This is a genomic window from Aurantimicrobium minutum (genome assembly GCF_029894165.1).
GTDB classification, from domain to species: Bacteria; Actinomycetota; Actinomycetes; order Actinomycetales; family Microbacteriaceae; genus Aurantimicrobium; species Aurantimicrobium minutum_A.
The window spans coordinates 1,069,541-1,091,342 of record NZ_JARXXU010000001.1 but is presented as its reverse complement, the minus strand read 5'-3'; the positions used below and the strand labels follow the sequence as shown (position 1 = coordinate 1,091,342).

Here is a 21,802-nt window from a genome sequence, read left to right as displayed (position 1 = left end):
ATGCAACTTGGAACGAGATGGGCAGCCCACACAGCTGCACCAGCCAGTCTTGATCATGCTGTGCTCGGAGCTATTGCTGAGGTGGAACGCGAGCTTTCTGCACTCAAGCAGGACACTTCTGGCTGGTACTGGACTCTGACATATTTAGAGAATCGACCCGTTGTTCAACTGGATGATGGCACAACAATCCGAGTGGATGCGGATGGTTACATCAGTATTCACTCGGAAGACTAGAAACCGCCCACTCGAAGAACACTGTCCTGCAATGGCAACGAAAAGGTTAGTTTGAGGTTCGGATTCTTCGCGAGATAACTAGTGCGCCCATTCCTAGAACAAGAAGGCTAGCTCCCACTAGTAATCCGGAGTGGATCTCTTCATTGTTCAGACCTGTTCGAGCAAGCTCAGAGGCAACCTGTTCTTGGTAGTTGTATGTCGTTGAACTAACTACTTGTGAGGCTCCGGAACCGATAGATCCCGTAATGGTGACCACCGTCTGGGAACCTGGCGGGGCATTGGTCACATTCACAGGAAGAGTGGAACCCGAAGGGGTCCCTAATGTTGCTACACCAGGGCCAGCAGTTACTGCAACGGTGAAGGTGTAATAGTCCGGATCATTGTTCGTGATATCAAAGGTGAACCCGTTTGATCCAATCACCGGGGCGGTGACCGTGGGTAGTGGTGCTTTGAGCGCACTAAAGCAATTACCCACATGTTCACCTAAAGGATAAGTGTCTGGACAAATCGTATCTGGGGTCAATATGGCGTCATCAAGTTGTGCTTGAGTGATGTTCGAATAAGACAGATTTGCGCCACCAAGCCAACTATTGATGATTGTTACTCCCGTGAAATCAGCATTGATGAAAGAGGAGCCTTCTAAGTGGGCGAAGTGAAACGTCGAGCCGGTGAGAACGGTGTCAGCGAAATCTGAACTTGCCATATCAGAGAGATAGAAAGTTGAACCCGTGATGTGAGCGTGATTGAAATTCACACCGTGGCTGGAGTTATTTCCGAACGCGACACTACTCAAGGTGGTGAATGTAGGTCCATTAGGTCCGAATTGAGCTCCTGCGAGGTACGCAGTGGAAAAATCAACGCCAGAAATAGACATGCCCGTGAAATCCCAGCCCCGATAGTCACAACTTGCATTGTTTGTTGACAGGGAGATTTGAGAGGGAGTGCCTGCACACGAAATGGCATAGGCAGGAACCGCTGAAAAAAATGACAAACTCGCTACAGACATACCGAGTGCGACAAATACAGCACTGAGTTTACGAAATGTGGACAAAATTTCCTCTCAATAACAAAGAACTCCTGCCTATCGACTCGGCTTAGGAAGGCACTTTAACTGTCAACACCTTCGGCAAAACACTCACCGTCATACGATTAATCTTCCCGTAACTGTCACCATCTAACTGGACAGTTTGTCGCTCCTTCAGAGTGATGGTCACAGATCGAAGTTGGTCATAACGCAATGTTTTGATTTCAGGGGCGAGATCAAGAATGCGTCGACCTGCTTTCGTTTGGTTGAGTGCTCCCCCAATTGCGAGACGCGACCAAATATGTGTCCAGCCAGAGAGATACTTCGGGTTTAACACGACAATGTTCAACAAGCCATCATCCAGAACTGCATCAGGCATCAGGAGCAGGTTTGCAGTAAGTGTCCCGCAGTTACCCACTATTACCGTGTGTGCTTTGAAGATAACTGGTGGTTGATCATCCAGAATGAACGACATTTCTTGCTGACGATTTTGAGCAACGGACCGCACTATTGGTCGGACGTAGGCAAGCCAACCGAAACGTTTCTTTTTAGAGATGCTAGCTCCGGCTGCCATGTCTGCGTCTAAACCAATTCCAGCCATGACAGAAAACACATGCGTCGTGGTTTCTTCCCCGACGAGTTCTGCTCGAGCTAGATCGATTTGACGGTGGTTTTTTCCAAAGGCAATTGACACACATTTCGTTCGATCGACAACAGGAAGCCCTAGGTTTCTAGCCAGGAGGTTCCCTGTCCCCATCGGGATTATCCCGAGAGGTGTATCTGTGCCCTGGATGATTTCAGCGACAGAACGAACAAGCCCGTCACCACCAGCTACAAGAACCACGGATACCTTGCTCAACACATTTCCGACCGACGCCGGGAGTCCGCCGTTGTCAAAAGAGGCTGGAATCCAGAGTGTTTCCGGAAGTCCTGCCCGCTTTTGTGCCGCGGCGACTATCTTTCGCAAAGTGTCAAGCGTTGGCAAAGCAGGATTGAACACCACTGCTGCCGGTAACACGCTCATAATTCACCAGTTTAAGTAGAGCAGGCTCAAACACTCCTGTGAGTGTTCATGAACAAGAAGAAAAAACTTCTACTCGGCTTCCATTTCAGAACGTTGCTTCTCGACCTCTGCGTGAACAGCGACCATGTCTAAACCTTGGACTTGGGCGAGCAAATCATCTAAAGCGGCCGGGGGAAGTGCTCCAGCCTGGGAGAAAAGAAGAATCTTTTCACGGAACACCATCAGGGTAGGGATGGACTGAATTCCCGCAGCACCAGCAAGGGACTGTTCAGCTTCTGTATCTACTTTGCCAAAAACGATTTCTGGAAATTTATCCGACGCTGCCTCAAAAGTGGGGGCAAACATCTTGCAGGGGCCACACCAGTCCGCCCAGAAGTCAACGACAACAATGTCATTCTCGGTAATGGTGGTGTCAAAGTTGTCTTGGGTGAGTTCTACAGAAGCCATGCGACTATCTTATACATACTTTTTAATACCCCCTGGGGTATATTTAGAATATTCGTTAGATCCTCAAGCGCCCCACGAACGGAACAAGTCGCCCGACCCGGGAAGCATAGGCCGCATAACCAGGATATTTTGCCAGCAATAGCTTTTCTTCGAAACGAGATTTATAGGACAGCACTGCGATCAGTGCAGCACACAGAACAATGCCCCACACAGAAGCAGAAAGAATCATCATCGAAAGCCCAATCAGAATAAGGCCCGAATAAATGGGATGACGAACCAGTGTGTACATTCCCGTGGTTCGCAAAACAGCTTCACGTTTAGGCACTGGCGTTGCAGTGAGGGAATTTCCCAAACTCACAATTCCCAGGAGAGCGACAAACAGACCCATCATCAACACTGCGACAGAAACCGCCCCGACCACATCTGAAACAAACCAGAGGCTCCCATGAGGAAGTTCAACCAGCAAGGCCAACAGCACGAACTGCGCCGCTACTAAAACTGAACCTTTAGATTTATCGCTCATTTCTCCATCTTGCCCCACTGAAAGAAGATCATGACCAACACAGCAGAACCCCAGATGAATCCTCAGCGCCGCTGGTCGTCCTTCGGGGAGATTGTTGAGGGATACGACATTCCCGTCTTTAATGAACGCGAGGTGCGTGCCAGCGCGGGGATACTGTTCATCATCGGGTTCTCCGCATACTTGATTGCGTGGACGACGGGCATCATGCAACCACTTCGTGCGTTTGGAATGCTCTTCATGATCGACATGGTAATCAGACTTTTCCTTACGCCCCGATACTCCCCCACCCTGGCGGTAGCACGAATGATTGTCCGGAATCAACGACCTGAATTTGTCGGCGCACCTCAGAAACGTTTTGCGTGGGGATTGGGACTTGGCATTGCACTCCCCACGTGTTTGGCACTGGGCGTATTCAACGCACCGAACGCTGTTGCTCTCGTGATGTGTGGGATCTGCATGGCAGTTCTTTTCCTTGAAACCGCATTCGGCATCTGTGTGGGGTGTGAACTGCAGAAACGATTTTCTCGAACAGCGCCGCAATATTGCCCTGGCGACAGCTGCAACTACACCCCTACCCGGTAGTTCATGATTCATAGGATTTACATAGGCGACTCATAAGGTTTTCTATACCCCTGGGGGTATCTTGAAGTCATAGCCCTTCGGAAGGGGAACATTATGAAGAAGTCAACAATCATCACAGCCAGCGTTATTGCAGTCCTCGTGGGGGCAGGCGGGATTTCTATAGGCGTGGCCAGCATGAATCAAGTGCCACAGGTGTCTCCTTCGGCATCCACTCAAGCCCCAGAAATTCTCACGGATGCAGACAAGATACAAATCGACGAACAGACCGCTGAGGTAGTACAGCAACAACCCGCCCCAACTACCGATGACTTATTGCTCTACCTCATTGAGGAAGAAAAACTGGCGCATGATGTCTACACAGTCCTTTCAACCCAATGGGGAGGAAATACTTTCACTAACATCCTTGCAAGCGAAACTACTCACCAAGACATGGTTCTCGGACTGCTCACCAGCTACGGACTAGAAGATCCACGATCTCAAGAAATCGGAGTGTTCACCAACCCCGATTTGCAGGCACTTTACGATCAACTCGTAGCGCAGGGAATGACCAGTCAGACCGAGGCATACAAAGTGGGCGTACTCATCGAAGAAACAGACATCACTGATCTAACCTCTGCAATCAACTCAACATCGGATGGGACCATCATCTCCGTGCTTGAAAAGTTGCGCAGTGCGAGCGAAAGTCACTTGGCGGCCTTCAGCAAAAAGCTCTAGCTCAGAGAGAAATCTCCGGTGAAGATTAACCACGAATCCCCAGTGCACATGCACTGGGGATTCGTGACGTGAGAGCTATCTATCGAAACGGTTAGCACCTGGTGTAGTTGGCTGAAGCATGTAAACGAGGATGAAGATCCAGCCCACGAGTGGGATGAGTCCCATCCAATAGAAGCCGCCTGAACGATCAGTGTCATGGAGACGACGAATCATCATTGCGAGGCTAGGAAGAAAGAAGACCAGAGCCACGAGGATGAGGACGAAGTAAGCGGGAGTGAAGAGGTTGAAACTACCACTTTCGCTGATGTTCACCGAAGACTGGTACCAAATACTAAAGGGCAACTGTACGAGCCAGACGAAGAGCGTCCAGTACCAAAACTCTGATCGAGTAGCACGGCCCTTCCATGAGGTGAAGTTCTGAAATCCACTTTTTATTGCTTGTCCGAAAGTCATAATGACCTCCATTCATTGATAAGTGAGAGCTTCCTTTCTGCTCTCCACGTCAATCCTTTACCCATTCACAACAAAAACACAGTATTGAAGATGACAAGGAGGAACAACGACCTCCGGTTTGATCTGACGTAGACGGGAAATCACGAACATCAATGTTGAAATCAATCTTCATCACGCCGTGTCAGCAGGACTAGAGTAAGTGCAATCCATCAGAGTGTGACTCTGGCGGGAGGAAACGATCTCAAAGAAGAGAGAAAACATGCCTGAATCTTTTGTACCTGGTAGCCCCCAACGAGTTTCCCTGAAGAGAAACCTAGGGCTCTGGGCAATTGTCGCGCTGGGTCTGGGTTACATGACCCCCACAGTTGTCTTCGACACTTTCGGAATGGTTGCCGAAGGGACAAACAACGTTGTTCCCCTCGCATATACAGTCGCACTTATTGTGATGGTCTTCACCGCCATCAGCTACGGAAAAATGACGGCAGAGTTCCCTTCTGCGGGTTCTGCCTACACCTACGCTAAAAACGCGATACATCCCAACGTCGGTTTCATGGTCGGTTGGACCTCCATGCTGGACTACATGTTGCTGCCACTGGTCAATATCATCATTGTGGCGAGCTACATGGAGTCGTTCTTCCCTGAGGTTCCCGGTTGGATTTGGGTAGTGGCATTCAGCGTTCTCGCCACGACCATTATTTACATCACTATGCGTGGAACTTCCAACGTCAACACGATTCTTCTCGTGATAGCAATCTTCGCCATGATTGCCTTCGTCGCCGTAGTTATCGGTCAGCTCCTTGGCGGTGAGGGCGACGGTACTCTCGTCACCTTGAACCCCTTCGTTCACGAAGGCGTTGACTTTAGTGCAGTCCTCCTCGGTGCAACTATTGTCTGTTTCAGCTTCATTGGATTTGACGCAGTCACCATGTATGTCGAAGAGGCACGAACCCCCAAGATTGTGCCCCGAGCCATCATGCTCACCGTGCTGATTGGTGGCGGTATCTTTATCGTCACGTCCTATTTCACGCAAGCACTCTTTCCCGACTGGAACGTCTTTGCTCCAGGTGGTGACCGTCAGTACGTAGATGACTCCACACTCCCCATCATTGGTGAGCTTGTGGGAGGTCAGACCATGAAGGTCATCCTGACAGCAGCTGGCTTTGCCGCCACCATTGCGTCGCTTCTTGCATCACAAGCATCTGTTGCTCGCATGTTGCTGGTTATGGGTCGAAACAATGTTCTCCCCAAGAAGGTCTTTGGTTTCGTGAACCCTAAAACCAGCACTCCCACCTTCAATGTCATCTTGGCCGGCCTCGTCTGCCTCACCGGAGTTTTCCTTACCTTGGCCGACATCGTCCACTTCATCAACTTCGGTGCATTGATTGCGTTCAGCTTCGTCAACATCTCGGTTGTGGGCTGGTTCGCTATTCGCCAGGGCCGACACAAGACAGGTGGCGATATTTTCAAGTTCATCATCATGCCAGGCCTTGGACTTGCACTCACCATCATCCTGTGGGTGAACCTCTCTCCCGAGGCGCTCACCGGCGGTTTGATCTGGGCAGGAATCGGTCTCGTTTACTTGGCTATCCTCACTCGTGGATTCCGCAAGCAGGTTGCAGGTTTCGACGAAGCTCAGCCAGTTACCGGTTTCAACAAAGTTGTGAAGTAAAACCCACTGAAAACATAACTGTGGCCACCATCTTTCGATGGTGGCCACAGTTGCTTAAGTGCTTGTTAGGACTTTTTGAGCTCTTCTGCAATGAGAAAACTAAGCTCCAGAGATTGCATGTGATTCAAACGTGGGTCACACAATGACTCGTAACGGGTAGCGAGATCATTTTCATCAATCTGCTCTGAACCGCCGAGGCATTCGGTGACATCATCACCGGTGAGTTCCACGTGAACGCCACCGGGGAATGTTCCCACAGCACGGTGAGCTTCGAAGAAGCCTTTGACCTCGTCGACGACGTCATCGAAACGGCGAGACTTATAGCCGTTAGGGGTAGTGATGCCGTTACCGTGCATGGGATCCGTAATCCACAAGGGATTTGCATCGCTCGCCTTGACTGCCTCCAGGAGGGGCGGCAGTGCGTCACGAATTTTACCTGCACCCATCCGTGTAATGAAGGTCAGGCGACCAGGCTCGCGGTTGGGGTCAAGCTTGTCAATGAGTTGCCTGATGGTGTCGACATCAGTCGTGGGACCAAGCTTCACACCGATCGGGTTGCGCACTCGAGAAAGGAAGTCGACATGTGCACCATCAAGTTCACGGGTGCGCTCACCAATCCACACGAAATGAGCACTGGTGTTGTAGGGAGTGCCCGTGCGTGAGTCGATGCGTGTCATAGGGCGCTCGTAGTCCATGAGCAGCGCCTCGTGCGAAACAAAGAACTCGGTTGTGCGCAGGGCATCAAAATCTGCACCACACGCAGCCATGAACTTTATTGCACGATCAATTTCGGTTGCGAGAGCTTCATATTGAGCGTTGGCGGGGTTTTTGGCGAAGCCCTTGTTCCACGAATGCACCTCACGAAGATCTGCAAAGCCACCTGTTGTAAATGCACGGATGAGGTTCAGAGTGGCGACGGCTGTGTTGTATCCCTGGACCAAGCGTTCAGGGTTAGCCTCACGGCTTTCAGGGGTGAAGTCGTATCCATTAACAATGTCTCCGCGGTAAGCCGGCAACGTGACGTCGCCGCGCGTTTCGGTATCGCTCGAGCGGGGCTTGGCAAATTGCCCTGCCATGCGGCCCATTTTGATAACGGGCATCTCAGCAGCGTATGTCAGAACAACCGCCATCTGGAGAACCGTCTTGATGCGGTTTCGAATCTTGTCGGCAGTTGCGCCGGCGAAGGTCTCAGCGCAGTCGCCACCCTGCAGCAGGAACGCCTTTCCTTGAGCCGCCTGTGCAAGGCGCTCACGCAGAGTGTCTACTTCACCTGCAAAAACGAGTGGCGGGTAGGAGGCAAGACGTGAACTTGCTTCCTTGACTGCCTCAGCACTAGGCCACTGTGGCTGCTGCTTGATTGGAAGAGTGCGCCAATAGTCCAAACCCTCGATGACGGACTTGTCAGCGACGATATTGGGCTCAGATTGGCTAGCCACGGAGGCACTCCCCTATAAGTTGGTGGGTGAATTGAAATGCTGTCTTTCAACAAGAAAGACAACCGTACAAGCTTATCTTGCGTTGACAGGGCGCTTTTCGCGCACTGAGGAGGCATAAACATCCTCATACTGTTGACCTGAAAGTCCAGCGAGTTCATAAATAATTTCGTCGGTAACAGACCGAAGGATGAAGCGATCACCTTCCATGCCTTGGAAGCGAGCAAAATCGAGCGGCTTGCCAATAATGATTCCAGGACGACGAAGTTTGGGCCACTTCGATCCAATTGGCATGACTTTCTCAGTGTCTATCATCGCCACAGGAACAACGGGTGCTCCTGATTCCAACACCATTCGGGCTATACCTGTACGGCCACGGTAGAGCTTGGCATCTGGAGATCGGGTTCCTTCAGGATAAATTCCGAGGACACGACCTTCCGCGAGAACGCGAAGACCTGTATTCAAGCTTGCCTCGGAGGCTTTTCCACCAGAGCGGTCGATGGGTAGCATTCCGGTGCCCTTCATGAACCACTTTGTAATCCAACCTTTAAAGCCACGACCAGTGAAGTATTCGCTTTTGGCGAGGAAAACCATGTCACGTTCTATACACAGCGGCAGGAAAACCGAGTCAACAACACTGAGGTGATTGGAGGCCAGGATCACAGGTCCAGATAGGGGGATGTTTTCTGCGCCACTGACCCACGGACGGAAGATGCCCCTGAGCAACGGTCCGGCGATGACGTTCTTCATCAGCCAATAAAACATAGTGATGTCAGCTTACCCTTTTGACCTGTTTACCGTGGATGTGCTTTATCTCTATATAGCTGCTCTTCCGTGAAAGTATTCCAACGCAGGAATATTGAGTACGGCGTCAACCGTCAGTGACGGCGCAGAGCAAAACGCCGCGCCAAATCCGCCGCTCCTACGACACCTGCATCATTGACAAGCTCAGCAATGCGGAACTCAGGCTCTGGGTGGAAACCCCGGGCAGAAAGATTCTCACGGAAAGCTTCACGGATTGGTTCGAGGAGACGATCTCCCGCCGCCGCAACGCCCCCACCGATGACATACACCTCAGGATCTAACACGGCGGAGATACTTGCACAGGCTGTTCCTAACCAAGTCCCGAGTGTGGTTACCGCTCGCCAGCCTGCTCTGTCTCCCCCTTCGAGGAGGTGCTTTCCTTGCTCAGCAGTGAGGTCAGGATTACCTGTTTCTTCTCTCATATATCGAAGTAGTGCACGCCCAGAGGCATACTGCTCTATGCACCCCTTCTGACCACAGCCACATTCAAGACCGCCGGGTTGAACCCGCAGATGCCCAAGTTCTGCACCCGCACCAAAACCACCTGTAAACAGCTCACCGTTAGCGATAATCGCGCCACCGACTCCCGTGCCAATGGTCAACATAGTCATATGAGAGTAGTTCTTGCCAGCACCGAAACGATACTCAGCCCAACCTGCCGCGTTGGCATCGTTCTCGATCACGATGGGTAGTTCAACCTGCTTTTCAAGTTTTTCTTTTAACGGCTCGTTTCGCCAGGCGATATTTGGTGCGTAGTAAACCTTTGATTGTGCTGCGTCAATAAAACCTGCGGCTGCGACACCCGCCGCAACGACGGTATTTCCTTCAGAGAGCTCTGAAATGAGGCCCACAATTGCTTTCTCCATAGCGTCCGGGCTCTCAGCTGGAGAAGGCACTTGAGTTTGCGCGTGGATTACGCCTTCAGAGTCAACTAGTGCTCCTGCGATTTTTGTCCCGCCAATATCGATGCCTATGGAATACACGAAAGAACTCTCCTGGAGGGATATCGGAGGGAAAGGAGGGACTACTAAAGTGTAGTTAACACCAAAGGAGTTGCCATGGTTAAACAGACAGTTCAGTTCGATACACCGGCTCTTGTTCCTGCGGAACCCGTAGCAAATACAACTCAGGTGCTCCTGGATCGTGTGAAAGAAACCCCACACTCCCCTCTCTTTTCGCTCCCTGTAAGTGGTGGCTGGGAAGATGTGACCTCCACTGAATTCCTCGAGCAAGTGATTGCTCTTGCCAAAGGCTTTATCGCCTCCGGCATTCGCAAGGGTGACCGTGTTGGCCTGATGTGCAAGACGCGGTACGAATGGACTCTCGTAGATTTCGCCATGTGGTTCGCAGGCGCTGCACTTGTTCCCATCTACGAAACAAGCGCAGCCAGCCAAATCCAATGGATTCTTGAAGATTCTGAGGCTGTCGCTCTGATTGTGGAAACACCAGAGCACCTCAACAGATTTGAAGAAATCCGTTCCGATGCTCCCTTCGTACATTCTGTGTGGCAGATCGATGAAGGTGATCTGGATGCTCTCGTGATTTCCGGGGCAAAGATTTCAGACGAGGAAGTAGAAGAACGACGGAGTTCACTTCATGGAAGCGACCTCGCTACATTGATTTACACCTCGGGTTCGACCGGTAAGCCCAAGGGCTGCGTCTTGACTCACTCTAATTTTTTGGAGCTTGCACGCAATGCCCGGGCTGCCGTCCCCGAGGTGGTTAACCCCCAAGCCTCTACATTGCTTTTCATCACGACAGCTCATATTTTTGCAAGATTCATTTCGATTCTCGCTGTCGAAGGTGGAGTGAAAGTAGGGCATCAAGGCGATACCTCTCAACTGCTTCCGGCTATGCAATCCTTTAAGCCCAGCTTCCTTCTCGCAGTGCCTCGCGTTTTCGAGAAGGTCTACAACTCTGCAGAACAAAAGGCTGAAGCTGGCGGCAAAGGCAAAATTTTCCGCGAAGCTGCATCGACCGCGATTGCTTATTCCAAAGCAGAGATGGCTGGCCACATCCCTCTGGGCCTGAAAATTAAGTTCGCGCTCCTGGATAAACTCGTGCTTTCTAAACTCCGTGCTGCTTTGGGCGGTAATTGCACCTACGCCATTAGTGGCTCAGCGCCCCTAGGTGACCGCTTGGCTCACTTCTTCCACGCACTAGGTCTTGTCGTTCTCGAGGGATATGGCCTCACCGAAACAACAGCACCAATCTCCATCAATCTTCCTTCCAAGTTCAAAATCGGAACCGTAGGACCTGCCTTACCAGGCTGCTCCGTTCGTTTAGGTGAAGATGGTGAAATCGAAGCTGCTGGTGTCAATGTTTTCCAGGAATATTGGAAAAACCCTCAGGCCACAGCAGATACTTTTCATGACGGCTGGTTCAAAACCGGAGATATCGGAACCATCGATGCTGATGGCTACATCACCATTACGGGCCGCAAGAAAGAAATCCTGGTCACCGCAGGTGGAAAAAATGTCGCACCGGCATTCCTCGAAGACCCCATCCGAGCGAATCCGGTCATTAGTCAGGTCGTTGCTGTCGGTGATGCAAAACCCTTTATTTCAGCTTTGATCACACTGGATCCTGAAATGCTCCCGATGTGGCTGACGAACAACAAAATGGACTCCACAATGTCGATTGAAGAGGCCGCTAAGAACCCTGCTGTCATCGCTGAAGTACAGGCAGCTGTAGACCGGGCGAATGCTCGTGTTTCCCGCGCAGAATCTATCCGCAAATTCACTATTTTGCCTTTGGAATTCACGGAGCTCTCAGGGCACCTCACCCCCAAGATGAGCATCAAGCGCAACATCATTACAAAAGATTTCGCCGCAGAAATTGAGGCAATGTATGCCGGCGCTTCAGGCTCGGTCGACTAAAGAGGTTTAGAACCATTCACTTTCGCGCACCTGGCGCATGGCTTCTTTTCTCGTTTGCTGATCAAGCCGATCGAGATACACCAGTCCGTCGAGGTGGTCGCATTCGTGTTGCAATGCCTGCGCCATGAGGCCTTCGCCTTCCAGCTCCACTGCATTACCGGCGAGATCTATTCCTTCAACACGAGCAAAGGGGAAGCGAGGCGTTTTGAACCATAAATTCGGGACGCTGAGGCATCCCTCTTCGACGAGTTCCACCTCACCCCTCGTTTCCACAATGTGAGGGTTGAGGATGTATCCGATCTCACCGTGCACGTTGTAGCTAAAGGCTCGTAAGCCAACACCAATTTGTGTGGCTGCAACACCCGCCCGACCAGGGAGTGTGACCGAGTCAAGCAAATCTTCTACCAAAGCACGGATTTTGTCGTCAATAACCAGAATCTCGTCCGTCTTGGTTTTCAGGACAGGGTCTCCGAATATGCGGATGGGGCGTTCAGTCACGAATGAACCGTTCGAGGAGAGTAAAGATACTTACTTGAGGCCGTCAACGACCAAAGAAGCCAACTGACGAGCAGCTTCCTGGGTTTCTGGCTTGAGTTTCTTAAAGTCAATGTATGACCCCGCCGCGAGCATGGCGTCGTAAGGAACTCGGACGGTGTCACGTACGCGGGACTTGAAGTGATCTTCAATTTCGCGCAGCTTAATCAGGTTTGTCCCTTGTGTTGCAGTGTTGATGGCGACAATGGCGTTCTTTACCAAGTGACCATATCCGTTGGATTCAAGCCAGGTGAGGGTTTCAGAAGCCAAACGCGCCTCATCGAATGAGCCACCAGAGACAATCACAATCTGGTCTGCACGCTGCAAGGTTGCACCCATGACAGAGTGCACAATTCCCGTGCCACAGTCCGTCAGAGCCACGGTGTAGTAGCGGCTTGCAAGATCAGCAACGACGTTATAGTCATTGGCTCCGAACGCTTCGGAAAGGAAAGGGTCAGTATCCGAAGCAAGTACGTCGAGACGTGAGCGGTCACGGCTGACATACTGCGAAAAATCATTGAAAGTCAGAATCTTTGCAGCATTTGCAACCAAATCACGCACAGTGCAGTCATTGGTGCGTTCGAAGCGTTCTGCCAATGTTCCGCGGTCTGGGTTGGCATCAATCGCGAGAACCCGGTCCTCACGGACCAAGGACATTGCCATACCAATGAGCGTGGTTGTCGTTGTTTTACCGACGCCGCCCTTGCGAGTGAGGACGGGAACAAACTTTGTTCCACCGGTCAACATTCGACCGATGCTCTGATCAATTGCCTTGCGTTCACGGGCAGCAGGTGAGTCGCCCAAGTTGATGGCGTGGAAGCTGGCTGCGTATACAGCCTTGCGCCACCCTTCTGAAGGTGCATCCCTCTTTTTATTACCATCAAGGACTCGTTCAGGTGTGAGCATCGTGACCGGTTCAGGCCGGGAAGCTGTCTCCCCGCTGTTTCTGTCCCGACGGGAGGGAAGTGAACCAGTGTCCACGTTCTCAAATTCTTCGACGACGATAACGTCATCCACTTCCTCAATATCTGCGATAAGTATCTCACCAGTGCCGGGGCTTGCGAGAGCTTCAACACCCCCGCTAAGCACTGCACGCATAGAAGCTTCTGATACAGATGATGATGTTAGGGACACCGGAATCGCGGGGAGGCTGATGTTTGAAACCTCTGGAGCCTGTTCGACAACACGTTCACTATTCTCGCCAACTTCATCGATACGCTGTGGTTCCACGGTCTGAGAATCTGCTTTTTTGGAAGTTGCCGCCTTCGTACCCGCCGTCACCTTCGTCGCTGGTTTCTTCGTTGCGGTTTTTTTAGCAGGCGTTTTTGGGGTGTCCGTGCTCACGTATAAATCCTTCGGCTACTTGGCTAACTCACAGAGTCTACCTGCAGGCCGTTAACCTCCCCAGTTACAGGAGGGAATCACTCACTAATTTGCGGGGGTAATTGGGGTGATTACCGCAATCAAATCTCCTGCTTCAACCTGTTGTGACTTCTGGAAAGACACCCGCTCCACTCGACCGGTAATAGTGGCAGTAATGGCTGCCTCCATTTTCATCGCCTCAATGGACGCAACAGGATCACCCGCAGCAACAGTCTGACCTGCTTCCACCTTGATGGTGACAACGCCAGCAAACGGGGCCGCAACATGTCCAGCTTCGGTAAGAACTGCTTTTTCTGCACTCTTCGTGCTGACTTCTACAGAGCGGTCACGAACGAAGACCGGACGGAGTTGACCGTTGAGTGTGGTCATCACAGTTCTCATACCCTTGGGGTCGACTCCACCAATAGCCTCCAGGCCAACATAGAGGCGAACACCCGCACCCAGGTCGACAACATGTTCACCATGTTGATCAAGCCCATACAGATAGTCAACCGTGTCGAGTACGGAAAGATCTCCAAACTTTTCTTGAGTTTGCTCAAACGTCCTCGTCGGAACCGGGAAGAGTAAACGGTTCAACGTGGCACGACGCGACGCTGAACCGGCATTCAAACCAGCACGTTCTTCCTCGGTCAACGCAGTGACTTCAATGTTGATGGTCTTTCCTTCCAGCACTTTGCTGCGGAAGGGCTCGGGCCAACCACCGGGGATATCGCCGAGTTCTCCAGCCATGAAGCCAATGACTGAATCAGGGATGTCGTACTTCTGAGGATTGGCTTCAAAATCGGCTGGATCTGCTTTAACCGCAGCCAAGTGAAGCGCTAAGTCGCCAACAACCTTGGAGGATGGGGTCACCTTAGGGACACGACCCAGGATCTTATTGGCCGCGGCATACATGTCTTCAACCAGCTCGAAATCATCCGCAAGGCCCAGCGCAATGGCCTGCTGGCGCAGGTTGGACAGCTGGCCTCCAGGAATTTCGTGATGGTAGACACGACCGGTGGGCGCAGGAAGTCCCGACTCGAAGGGCTTATAGATATTGCGGACTGCTTCCCAATACGGCTCTAGGTCACAAATCGCGTTGAGGTCTAATCCGGTGTCTCGCTCTGTGTTGGCCAGTGCAGCGACAAGCGCCGAAGCACTGGGCTGACTGGTTGTCCCAGACATCGGTGCAGACGCGACGTCCACGGCGTCGGCACCAGCCGCAGCTGCAGCCAAAAGTGTGGCCAGCTGGCCGCCAGCGGTGTCGTGGGTGTGCACGTGAACGGGAAGGTCATAGCGCTGACGGAAAGCTGTGACAAGCTTGGCGGCAGCTGCCGGACGCAACAGGCCCGCCATGTCCTTGATCGCGAGAATGTGTGCACCTGCTGCGACTATCTCATCAGCGAGACCAAGGTAGTACTCAAGGGTGTACTTATCCTCGGCAGGGTCCAGCAGGTTGCCGGTGTAGCAGACCGCTACTTCGGCAATGGTGGTCCCTGTTTCTCGTACCGCTTCAATAGCGGGACGCATCTGGTTCACGTCATTGAGAGCATCAAAGATGCGGAAGATATCAACACCCGTTGCTGCAGCTTCTTGAATGAAGGCTTTCGTGACTTCTTCTGGGTAGGGCGTGTAGCCGACAGTGTTTCGGCCTCGAAGAAGCATCTGGATGGCGATGTTCGGCAATGCCGCACGCAATTTAGCCAAACGCTCCCAGGGATCTTCACCCAAGAAACGAAGCGCAACATCATAGGTTGCCCCGCCCCATGCCTCCACGGAGAGGAGTTGAGGGGTCATGCGGGCAACGTATGGGGCAACATTGACCAAGTCCTTCGTACGCACACGGGTTGCCAAAAGGGACTGGTGCGCATCACGGAACGTGGTTTCCGTCACTGCGACGGCTTTCTGCTGCCGCAGGGCAGCAGCGAAACCGGCAGGACCAAGTTCTAAGAGTGCCTGACGGCTTCCTGCAGGTGCCGGTTCAGACAGGTCAATACGCGGGAGTTTGCTCACAGGATCGGCGCCCACTGGGCGAGGACCATTGGGCTTGTTGACCGTGACGTCAGTAACCCAGTTGAGGATCTTTGTTCCACGGTCTTTAGATTCACGGCCAGTGAGCAAATGGGGCCGTTCATCAATGAAGCTGGTGGAAAGATCACCAGCTTGGAACTCGGCGTCATCGAGCACACCCTGCAAGAAGGGAATGTTCGTAGAGACACCGCGAATTCGGAACTCCGCCAGCGCACGACGAGAACGGTCCACAGCGGCTTTGTATGTGCGTCCGCGGCAGGTGAGCTTGGTCAGCATAGAGTCGAAGTGAGGACTGATTTGTGCGCCTGGGCTCACAGTTCCACCGTCGAGACGAATGCCGGCACCACCGGGTGAACGGTAGGTCGTGATCTTGCCCGTGTCGGGGCGGAATCCCTGTGCCGGATCTTCCGTTGTGATGCGACACTGCAGGGCGTAACCACGCACGTGGACATCTTCTTGGTGAAGCCCGAGGTCATCGAGTGACTCCCCCGAAGCGATACGCATCTGGGACTGGACGAGGTCGACATCGGTAACTTCTTCGGTGACGGTGTGTTCCACCTGGATGCGTGGGTTCATCTCGATAAAGACATGTTCACCGGCACGTTCACCGGCCGTGTCAACAAGGAACTCCACAGTTCCCGCGTTCTGGTAGCCGATCGAGCGCGCAAAAGCGACCGCATCACGGTGCAAAGCAGCACGCAACTCGTCAGAGATGTTGGGCGCAGGAGCAATCTCCACAACTTTTTGGTGTCGACGCTGAACAGAGCAGTCACGTTCGAAAAGGTGGATGGTCTCCCCTTGGCTATCTGCCAAGATTTGAACTTCAATGTGGCGAGGTCGCAGGACGGCTTGCTCAAGGAACATTCGGCCGTCTCCAAAGGCACTTTCAGCCTCACGCATAGCAGCTTCGAGAGCGGGACGGAGTTCTTCCATCGTCTCCACGCGACGCATACCGCGCCCGCCCCCGCCAGCTACTGCCTTGGCAAAGATCGGGAATCCGATTGCATCCGCACCTGCAAGCAAAGCGTCTATATCCGTCGTTGCAGGAGTTGACTTGAGCACGGGAACACCGGCTGCAATAGCGTGTTCTTTTGCCGTCACCTTGTTACCGGCCATCTCCAACACATGTGCCGGTGGACCGATGAATGTAATGCCGTTGTCGGCAGCAGCCTGTGCTAACTCAGGATTCTCGGAGAGGAAACCATAGCCCGGGTAGATTGCATCCGCACCGGATAGTTTCGCAACACGAATAATTTCCGAGACATCAAGATAGGCACGAACAGGATGACCAGGTTCGCCGATTTGATAGGCCTCGTCGGCTTTTTGCCGATGAAGTGAGCTTCTATCCTCTTCGGGGAAGACAGCTACGGTTTTAGCGCCAAGCTCCACAGCCGCACGAAAGGCACGGATGGCGATTTCGCCACGGTTAGCAACCAATATTTTCTTGAACATATGACCCCTTCGAATGCCGCCAGCATCGGTTCGCAGTTAGGTACTCCCAGCTTAGTGAAGGTAACCTTGTGCTCGTGCACGTGCTCAGTATTAGCTCCCTTAAGGGTGGCGTTGGTAAAACAACGGTCACCCTCGGTCTGGCATCAGCTGCTTTTGCAGCAAATCTTCGAACCCTCGTGGTGGATTTTGACCCTCAGTCTGATGTGTCCACTGGCCTCGGGGTGGACACGCGTAACCACCTCAGCGTCGCAGATGTCCTCGCACACCCCAATCTCAAGACCGTTCGTCAAGCTATCGCGCCTGCCGGCTGGTCTGCCCCTGGTCATGCCCCGATTGACGTCATGATCGGAAGCCCCTCTGCGGTGAACTTCGATGGCCCCCACCCCACCGCTCGTGAGGTGTGGCGCTTGGAAGAAGCATTGGCCACTGTCGAGACAGAATATGACCTCGTGCTGATTGACTGTGCACCAAGCCTGAACGCCCTCACACGAACCGCCTGGGCCGCTTCTGACCGCGTTGTGGTTGTGACTGAGCCTGGTCTGTTCTCTGTCGCTGCAGCTGACCGTGCCTTGCGAGCTATTGAAGAAGTGCGTCGTGGTCTCAGTCCACGACTTCAGCCACTCGGACTGATTATCAACCGTGTGCGGTCACAATCGCTTGAACATCAGTTCCGTATTCAAGAACTGCGAGACATGTTTGGCCCACTCGTTCTTCAACCTCAGCTGCCTGAACGCACCTCGCTCCAACAGGCGCAAGGAGCCGCACGTCCCGTGCATGCGTGGCCCGGTGAGGCGGCAGCCGACATGGCCAGAAACTTTGATCAGCTCCTTAACCGCGTCTCCCGCGCGGGAAAAATCGGCGAATACGCACCACACAGCTAGTTAGAGATGCTGAAATGTTGACGTCCTGGGGTGACGTCAATGAAAGGTAGCTCTAGCTGACTTTGCGTGCACGACGAGCAGCAAGCTCATCAGATGCATCAGACGCTGCCGAAGTAATCTCAACCAAGCTGGTCTCCACTTCACGCAGAACTTTGCCAATAGCAATGCCAAATACACCCTGGCCGCGGCTGACGAGGTCGATGACCTCATCATTGGTGGTGCAGAGATAGATGCTGGCGCCATCACTCATCAGAGTGGTCTGTGCGAGGTCATAGATACCCGCAGAACGAAGCTGTTCAACGGCAGCACGGATCTGCTGCAGGGAGATACCTGTGTCCAGCAAACGCTTAACAAGCTTCAACACCAAAATGTCGCGGAACCCATAGAGTCGCTGTGATCCCGAACCAGCAGCGTCACGAACGGTAGGAACAACCAATTCGGTGCGAGCCCAGTAGTCAAGCTGGCGGTAGGTGATTCCAGCAGCCTTGGCTGCCTCGGCACCGCGGTAGCCGGCATTCTCATCGCGTTCAGGCATGCCGTCGCTGAACAATACGTCGAGCTCGTAGCGCTCATCGGCGCTGCGGTTCAATTCGTTCATGTCCGGCCCTTACTAGTGATCAACAACCTAAGTCTCAAGTTGTTATTGAGAGTTTGTATCCCCCAACTTATCGACAGTTGTTAATCGTGTCGGGGATTTAAAGCTTCACACGCTATTCGGCGTGTCGCAATAGCGTGTTTACCGCGATTGCTGAGTGATGACGTGGCGCAACATCTGCGAACGAATCACTTCAATATGGCGTGAAATCTCGTGTGCACGCTCGATAGAACGGGCCTGACTCGCAGCATCCTGACGGTGGCTCACAGGAACCAACGCACGTTCAATCAGTGAATACTCACGTTCCGCAGCTGCGCGCATGGTGCGCAAGTGGCGAGGTTCAATACCCGAGCGCTGGAGTTCGACAAGCGCAGAAAAAACCACGAGGTGTTCCTCTGCGTAGGAATCAGCAGGCTCGAGCATCCCCGCCGAAACTGCATCTTGAAGAAGATTCAAACTAGCGCCACACGCTCGAACGAATTCTTCCCGCGTGTACCGAGTGGGGGTGGAAAGCAGAGAGTCTGCGGACAAGCTTTGTGCGTTCGGGAGCGCAGGGGTGTTGCCCGCATCAATTTCATCGAGGTGCTGACGAATCACCTTGAGAGGAAGATAGTGATCTCGCTGCATGGTCAAAATCAAGCGAAGACGATCGACGTGTTCAACAGAGAACTTGCGATAACCGGAAGGGGTGCGCTCGGGGGTAATTAAACCCTGCTCTTCGAGGAAGCGAAGCTTTGACGGGGTCAGGTCTGGGAAATCCGGAGATATCTTGGCCAAGACCTGGCCAATGCTGAGAAGTCCGCGCGCGGGAGACGCTTTACGTGCTGCTGTTGCCATTGTTTAGATCACACCTCGAGCCAGGTCAACACGGGATGCAAAGAAGGTGAGGTGGAATTTTCCTACCTGAACTTCTTGCCCGTCTTTGAGAGTATGACGCTCGATGCGCTCACCCTCGAAATACGTACCATTGAGAGAACCGAGGTCACGGACCTCAAAAACAGATCCGTTGCGACGGAATTCTGCGTGACGACGCGAAACAGTGACGTCGTCGAGGAAAATATCAGAATCAGGGTGACGACCGCAGGTTGTCACGTCAACATCCAAAAGGAAACGAGAGCCTTGGCTTGGACCGCGACGAACGATAAGAAGTGCATGACCACCGGGAAGAGCAGCAATCGCTTCTTGTTCTTCAGGTGAAACATCTACTGCTTCGAGAGAACGAACCTGATCAATAAATGCCTGCGAAAACGTTGCGGTCTGATCGGGTGAGGGGGTCGAGGAGGGGGCCGATGTGGCGCCGTCGCCTTGGTGTGAATTGTTCACTTTTCCCCTTTCGTACTTCACCACATTAGTGGACTTTTTCCCTGCGCAAAATACGCAAAGAAATATGACCAGCTGGTGGAAGTTCATCGCGCAATGCACTGAAGATGAGCTATAAGAAGCACCCTGGATATTCCCATCAACTCTTGCGGTAGACTAGACACATCTTGTGAACGACATGTTTCGTTCCCTGCGTCGATAGAACGCTTCCCTCACCGAAATCGGTTGATATTTTTCATCGGCGAACGGATGCATCACCTGATGCCTTCGCCAGTTATCCCGGTTTAACTTGACGTCAGTGCGTTGCATGCCTGCGACAAGTTTCATGCTGTGCGCAGCGCCTGGATTTTTTCAAAGGTAAATATTTATGTCTACTCAGACTTTTTCCACCCTGGGTGTACCTACACCCCTCGTTACTGTGCTGACTTCTTCTGGAATCGATTCCCCCTTCCCCATTCAGGTTGACACTCTTCCTGACACGCTTGCAGGACGAGACGTCCTGGGTCGTGGGAAGACGGGTTCGGGCAAGACCCTCGCCTTCAGCATCCCTATGGTCGCGCGTCTGGGCGGAACCCTAGCCGGTGGCCGTCGCCGTGCCGGCCGACCACTTGGACTTGTCCTCGCGCCGACCCGCGAACTGGCCACGCAGATCACCAACACCATGGCTCCCCTGGCTGATGCGTATGACCTACGGGTCACCACCATTTTTGGCGGTGTCTCTCAGAGTCGTCAGGTGGCAGCGCTCAAAGAAGGAGTGGACATTGTGGTGGCAACACCTGGTCGACTTGAAGATCTCATGAAGCAGGGTTTGCTCCACCTCGACGCCATCGAAATCACTGTGCTTGATGAGGCCGACCACATGGCAGACCTCGGCTTCCTGCCCGTAGTGACGAAAATCCTCAAAGCAACCCCATCCGGTGGTCAGCGCTTGCTCTTTTCCGCAACTCTCGACAACGGCGTTGACAAACTGGTCACACAATTCCTCCACAATGAAGTTCTGCACTCTGTCGATGAGGCCAACTCCCCCGTTGCTGCGATGACACATCACGTTTTTGAAACAAGCGGAAACGACGCCAAAAAAGATCTCGTCTACAAGCTGGCATCTGGTACTGGCCGTCGCATCTTGTTCATGCGCACCAAGCACCACGCCAAGAAGCTTGCCAAGGCATTAACAGACGCAGGGATTCCTGCGGTTGATCTGCACGGTAATCTTTCACAGCCCGCACGTGACCGTAACCTGGCAGCATTTAGCGAAGGCTCTGTCAAAGTTCTCGTCGCAACAGATGTCGCAGCCCGCGGTGTCCACGTCGACAACGTTGATCTCGTGATTCACGTTGACCCACCGATGGAACATAAGGCATACCTCCACCGCTCTGGACGCACGGCCCGCGCAGGTGCAGAAGGTGACGTTGTCACCATTTGTCTCCCTACACAGCAAAAAGATGTTGCGGCACTTCTCAAAAAGGCAGCTATCGATGTAGTACCTCAAAAAGTCAACGCTGAATCTCCAGAGGTTCTCGAGCTGACCGGTGACATCGCTCCCTACGTCAAGCCCTCTCCCCGAGATGTAAAACCTCAGGGCGGTAACGGAAACTCCAACGGAAAGAATGCGCAGCGCAAACGTGCACTCCGAGAGGCTCAAGGAGGTCGCCCTCAACGCGTAACCCGTGAAGGTCAGCCTGCTCGTGACCGTTCAGGTCGTCCCCCCGCGAACGAGAACGGCACACGTCGCACTGGCGCCAATAAGCCCAGTACAAATAGTGGCTCACGCTCTTACGGCACTGCAGCAGGTGGCGGACAGCGCCAACGCGCTGGACGCCCTCAGGGCAGATAACAATCAG

Annotated in this window: 21 protein-coding genes; 7 read left to right on the top strand and 14 right to left on the bottom strand. The window is 52.9% G+C overall.

Annotation, left to right across the window (positions count from 1 at the left end; all coding sequences use genetic code 11):
* A complete protein-coding gene (locus M2119_RS05550; RefSeq protein WP_280803949.1) occupies positions 1–234 on the top strand; it encodes a hypothetical protein in 234 nt (77 codons plus the stop codon).
* Between the two features lie 46 nt (positions 235–280).
* Here the strand turns inward: M2119_RS05550 and M2119_RS05545 are convergent, their stop codons facing one another.
* The 4 genes from M2119_RS05545 to M2119_RS05530 form a co-directional block, all read right to left on the bottom strand.
* Positions 281–1,108, bottom strand: a complete 828-nt coding sequence (locus M2119_RS05545) for a pentapeptide repeat-containing protein (RefSeq protein WP_280803948.1) — start codon at positions 1,106–1,108, stop codon at positions 281–283.
* Between the two features lie 220 nt (positions 1,109–1,328).
* Complete coding sequence (locus tag M2119_RS05540; RefSeq protein WP_280803947.1) at positions 1,329–2,282, bottom strand: diacylglycerol/lipid kinase family protein; 954 nt, start codon at positions 2,280–2,282, stop codon at positions 1,329–1,331.
* 69 nt (positions 2,283–2,351) lie between these two features.
* Positions 2,352–2,729: a thioredoxin gene (gene trxA, locus M2119_RS05535; protein ID WP_280803946.1), complete on the bottom strand. Its 378-nt coding sequence runs from the start codon at positions 2,727–2,729 to the stop codon at positions 2,352–2,354.
* Positions 2,730–2,784: 55 nt separating this feature from the next.
* On the bottom strand, positions 2,785–3,252 hold the full coding sequence (locus M2119_RS05530; RefSeq protein WP_280803945.1) for a methyltransferase family protein: 468 nt from the start codon (positions 3,250–3,252) through the stop codon (positions 2,785–2,787).
* A gap of 30 nt (positions 3,253–3,282) precedes the next feature.
* Here M2119_RS05530 and M2119_RS05525 point away from each other — a divergent pair, with 30 nt between their 5' ends.
* Positions 3,283–3,834: a DUF4395 domain-containing protein gene (locus tag M2119_RS05525; RefSeq protein ID WP_280803944.1), complete on the top strand. Its 552-nt coding sequence runs from the start codon at positions 3,283–3,285 to the stop codon at positions 3,832–3,834.
* Between the two features lie 93 nt (positions 3,835–3,927).
* Positions 3,928–4,548, top strand: a complete 621-nt coding sequence (locus tag M2119_RS05520) for a DUF2202 domain-containing protein (RefSeq protein ID WP_280803943.1) — start codon at positions 3,928–3,930, stop codon at positions 4,546–4,548.
* Between the two features lie 75 nt (positions 4,549–4,623).
* On the opposite strand, the gene M2119_RS05515 is transcribed toward M2119_RS05520, so the two are convergent.
* The gene (locus M2119_RS05515; RefSeq protein ID WP_280803942.1) at positions 4,624–5,001 is read right to left on the bottom strand and encodes a DUF805 domain-containing protein; all 378 of its coding nucleotides are present in this window, start codon (positions 4,999–5,001) and stop codon (positions 4,624–4,626) included.
* Between the two features lie 259 nt (positions 5,002–5,260).
* Between M2119_RS05515 and M2119_RS05510 the strand changes: the two genes are divergently transcribed.
* The gene (locus tag M2119_RS05510) at positions 5,261–6,670 is read left to right on the top strand and encodes an APC family permease (protein WP_280803941.1); all 1,410 of its coding nucleotides are present in this window, start codon (positions 5,261–5,263) and stop codon (positions 6,668–6,670) included.
* Between the two features lie 65 nt (positions 6,671–6,735).
* Here M2119_RS05510 and M2119_RS05505 read toward each other — a convergent pair whose 3' ends face one another.
* From M2119_RS05505 to M2119_RS05495, 3 genes are all read right to left on the bottom strand, one after another.
* Positions 6,736–8,106 (bottom strand): class II 3-deoxy-7-phosphoheptulonate synthase, encoded by a 1,371-nt coding sequence (locus tag M2119_RS05505; RefSeq protein WP_280803940.1) that lies wholly within the window; start codon positions 8,104–8,106, stop codon positions 6,736–6,738.
* Between the two features lie 72 nt (positions 8,107–8,178).
* Positions 8,179–8,868 (bottom strand): lysophospholipid acyltransferase family protein, encoded by a 690-nt coding sequence (locus M2119_RS05500; protein WP_280803939.1) that lies wholly within the window; start codon positions 8,866–8,868, stop codon positions 8,179–8,181.
* A 113-nt stretch (positions 8,869–8,981) separates the two neighbouring features.
* On the bottom strand, positions 8,982–9,890 hold the full coding sequence (locus M2119_RS05495; RefSeq protein ID WP_280803938.1) for an ROK family glucokinase: 909 nt from the start codon (positions 9,888–9,890) through the stop codon (positions 8,982–8,984).
* 75 nt (positions 9,891–9,965) lie between these two features.
* On the opposite strand from M2119_RS05495, the gene M2119_RS05490 reads away from it, so the two are divergent.
* Positions 9,966–11,786, top strand: coding sequence for an AMP-dependent synthetase/ligase (locus M2119_RS05490; protein ID WP_280803937.1), 1,821 nt, complete (start codon positions 9,966–9,968; stop codon positions 11,784–11,786).
* Positions 11,787–11,792: 6 nt separating this feature from the next.
* Here the strand turns inward: M2119_RS05490 and def are convergent, their stop codons facing one another.
* The 3 genes from def to M2119_RS05475 all read right to left on the bottom strand — a co-directional run bounded on the left by def (position 11,793) and on the right by M2119_RS05475 (position 17,165).
* A complete protein-coding gene (gene def / locus M2119_RS05485) occupies positions 11,793–12,284 on the bottom strand; it encodes a peptide deformylase (RefSeq protein ID WP_280803936.1) in 492 nt (163 codons plus the stop codon).
* 30 nt (positions 12,285–12,314) lie between these two features.
* A complete protein-coding gene (locus M2119_RS05480) occupies positions 12,315–13,664 on the bottom strand; it encodes a MinD/ParA family ATP-binding protein (RefSeq protein ID WP_280803935.1) in 1,350 nt (449 codons plus the stop codon).
* Between the two features lie 84 nt (positions 13,665–13,748).
* On the bottom strand, positions 13,749–17,165 hold the full coding sequence (locus M2119_RS05475; RefSeq protein WP_280803933.1) for a pyruvate carboxylase: 3,417 nt from the start codon (positions 17,163–17,165) through the stop codon (positions 13,749–13,751).
* A gap of 74 nt (positions 17,166–17,239) precedes the next feature.
* On the opposite strand from M2119_RS05475, the gene M2119_RS05470 reads away from it, so the two are divergent.
* A complete protein-coding gene (locus M2119_RS05470) occupies positions 17,240–18,046 on the top strand; it encodes a ParA family protein (protein ID WP_280803932.1) in 807 nt (268 codons plus the stop codon).
* 52 nt (positions 18,047–18,098) lie between these two features.
* Here M2119_RS05470 and M2119_RS05465 read toward each other — a convergent pair whose 3' ends face one another.
* The 3 genes from M2119_RS05465 to M2119_RS05455 all read right to left on the bottom strand — a co-directional run bounded on the left by M2119_RS05465 (position 18,099) and on the right by M2119_RS05455 (position 19,964).
* Positions 18,099–18,644, bottom strand: coding sequence for a MerR family transcriptional regulator (locus tag M2119_RS05465; protein ID WP_280803931.1), 546 nt, complete (start codon positions 18,642–18,644; stop codon positions 18,099–18,101).
* 138 nt (positions 18,645–18,782) lie between these two features.
* Positions 18,783–19,478 (bottom strand): transcriptional regulator FtsR, encoded by a 696-nt coding sequence (ftsR, locus tag M2119_RS05460; protein ID WP_280803930.1) that lies wholly within the window; start codon positions 19,476–19,478, stop codon positions 18,783–18,785.
* 3 nt (positions 19,479–19,481) lie between these two features.
* Complete coding sequence (locus M2119_RS05455) at positions 19,482–19,964, bottom strand: FHA domain-containing protein (protein ID WP_280803929.1); 483 nt, start codon at positions 19,962–19,964, stop codon at positions 19,482–19,484.
* 364 nt (positions 19,965–20,328) lie between these two features.
* On the opposite strand from M2119_RS05455, the gene M2119_RS05450 reads away from it, so the two are divergent.
* Positions 20,329–21,795: a DEAD/DEAH box helicase gene (locus M2119_RS05450; protein ID WP_280803928.1), complete on the top strand. Its 1,467-nt coding sequence runs from the start codon at positions 20,329–20,331 to the stop codon at positions 21,793–21,795.
* Positions 21,796–21,802 lie beyond the last annotated feature (7 nt).

Bases quoted from the DNA above. Each gene is read 5' to 3' on its own strand.
- M2119_RS05530 (WP_280803945.1), bottom strand. From the start codon at position 3,252: ATGAGCGATAAATCTAAAGGTTCAGTTTTAGTAGCGGCGCAGTTCGTG.
- M2119_RS05545 (WP_280803948.1), bottom strand. From the start codon at position 1,108: ATGTCTATTTCTGGCGTTGATTTTTCCACTGCGTACCTCGCAGGAGCT.
- M2119_RS05525 (WP_280803944.1), top strand. From the start codon at position 3,283: ATGACCAACACAGCAGAACCCCAGATGAATCCTCAGCGCCGCTGGTCG.
- M2119_RS05490 (WP_280803937.1), top strand. From the start codon at position 9,966: ATGGTTAAACAGACAGTTCAGTTCGATACACCGGCTCTTGTTCCTGCG.
- M2119_RS05465 (WP_280803931.1), bottom strand. From the start codon at position 18,644: ATGAACGAATTGAACCGCAGCGCCGATGAGCGCTACGAGCTCGACGTA.
- trxA (WP_280803946.1), bottom strand. From the start codon at position 2,729: ATGGCTTCTGTAGAACTCACCCAAGACAACTTTGACACCACCATTACC.
- M2119_RS05520 (WP_280803943.1), top strand. From the start codon at position 3,928: ATGAAGAAGTCAACAATCATCACAGCCAGCGTTATTGCAGTCCTCGTG.
- M2119_RS05550 (WP_280803949.1), top strand. From the start codon at position 1: ATGCAACTTGGAACGAGATGGGCAGCCCACACAGCTGCACCAGCCAGT.
- M2119_RS05500 (WP_280803939.1), bottom strand. From the start codon at position 8,868: ATGTTTTATTGGCTGATGAAGAACGTCATCGCCGGACCGTTGCTCAGG.
- M2119_RS05475 (WP_280803933.1), bottom strand. From the start codon at position 17,165: ATGTTCAAGAAAATATTGGTTGCTAACCGTGGCGAAATCGCCATCCGT.
- M2119_RS05450 (WP_280803928.1), top strand. From the start codon at position 20,329: ATGTCTACTCAGACTTTTTCCACCCTGGGTGTACCTACACCCCTCGTT.
- M2119_RS05515 (WP_280803942.1), bottom strand. From the start codon at position 5,001: ATGACTTTCGGACAAGCAATAAAAAGTGGATTTCAGAACTTCACCTCA.
- ftsR (WP_280803930.1), bottom strand. From the start codon at position 19,478: ATGGCAACAGCAGCACGTAAAGCGTCTCCCGCGCGCGGACTTCTCAGC.
- M2119_RS05540 (WP_280803947.1), bottom strand. From the start codon at position 2,282: ATGAGCGTGTTACCGGCAGCAGTGGTGTTCAATCCTGCTTTGCCAACG.
- M2119_RS05510 (WP_280803941.1), top strand. From the start codon at position 5,261: ATGCCTGAATCTTTTGTACCTGGTAGCCCCCAACGAGTTTCCCTGAAG.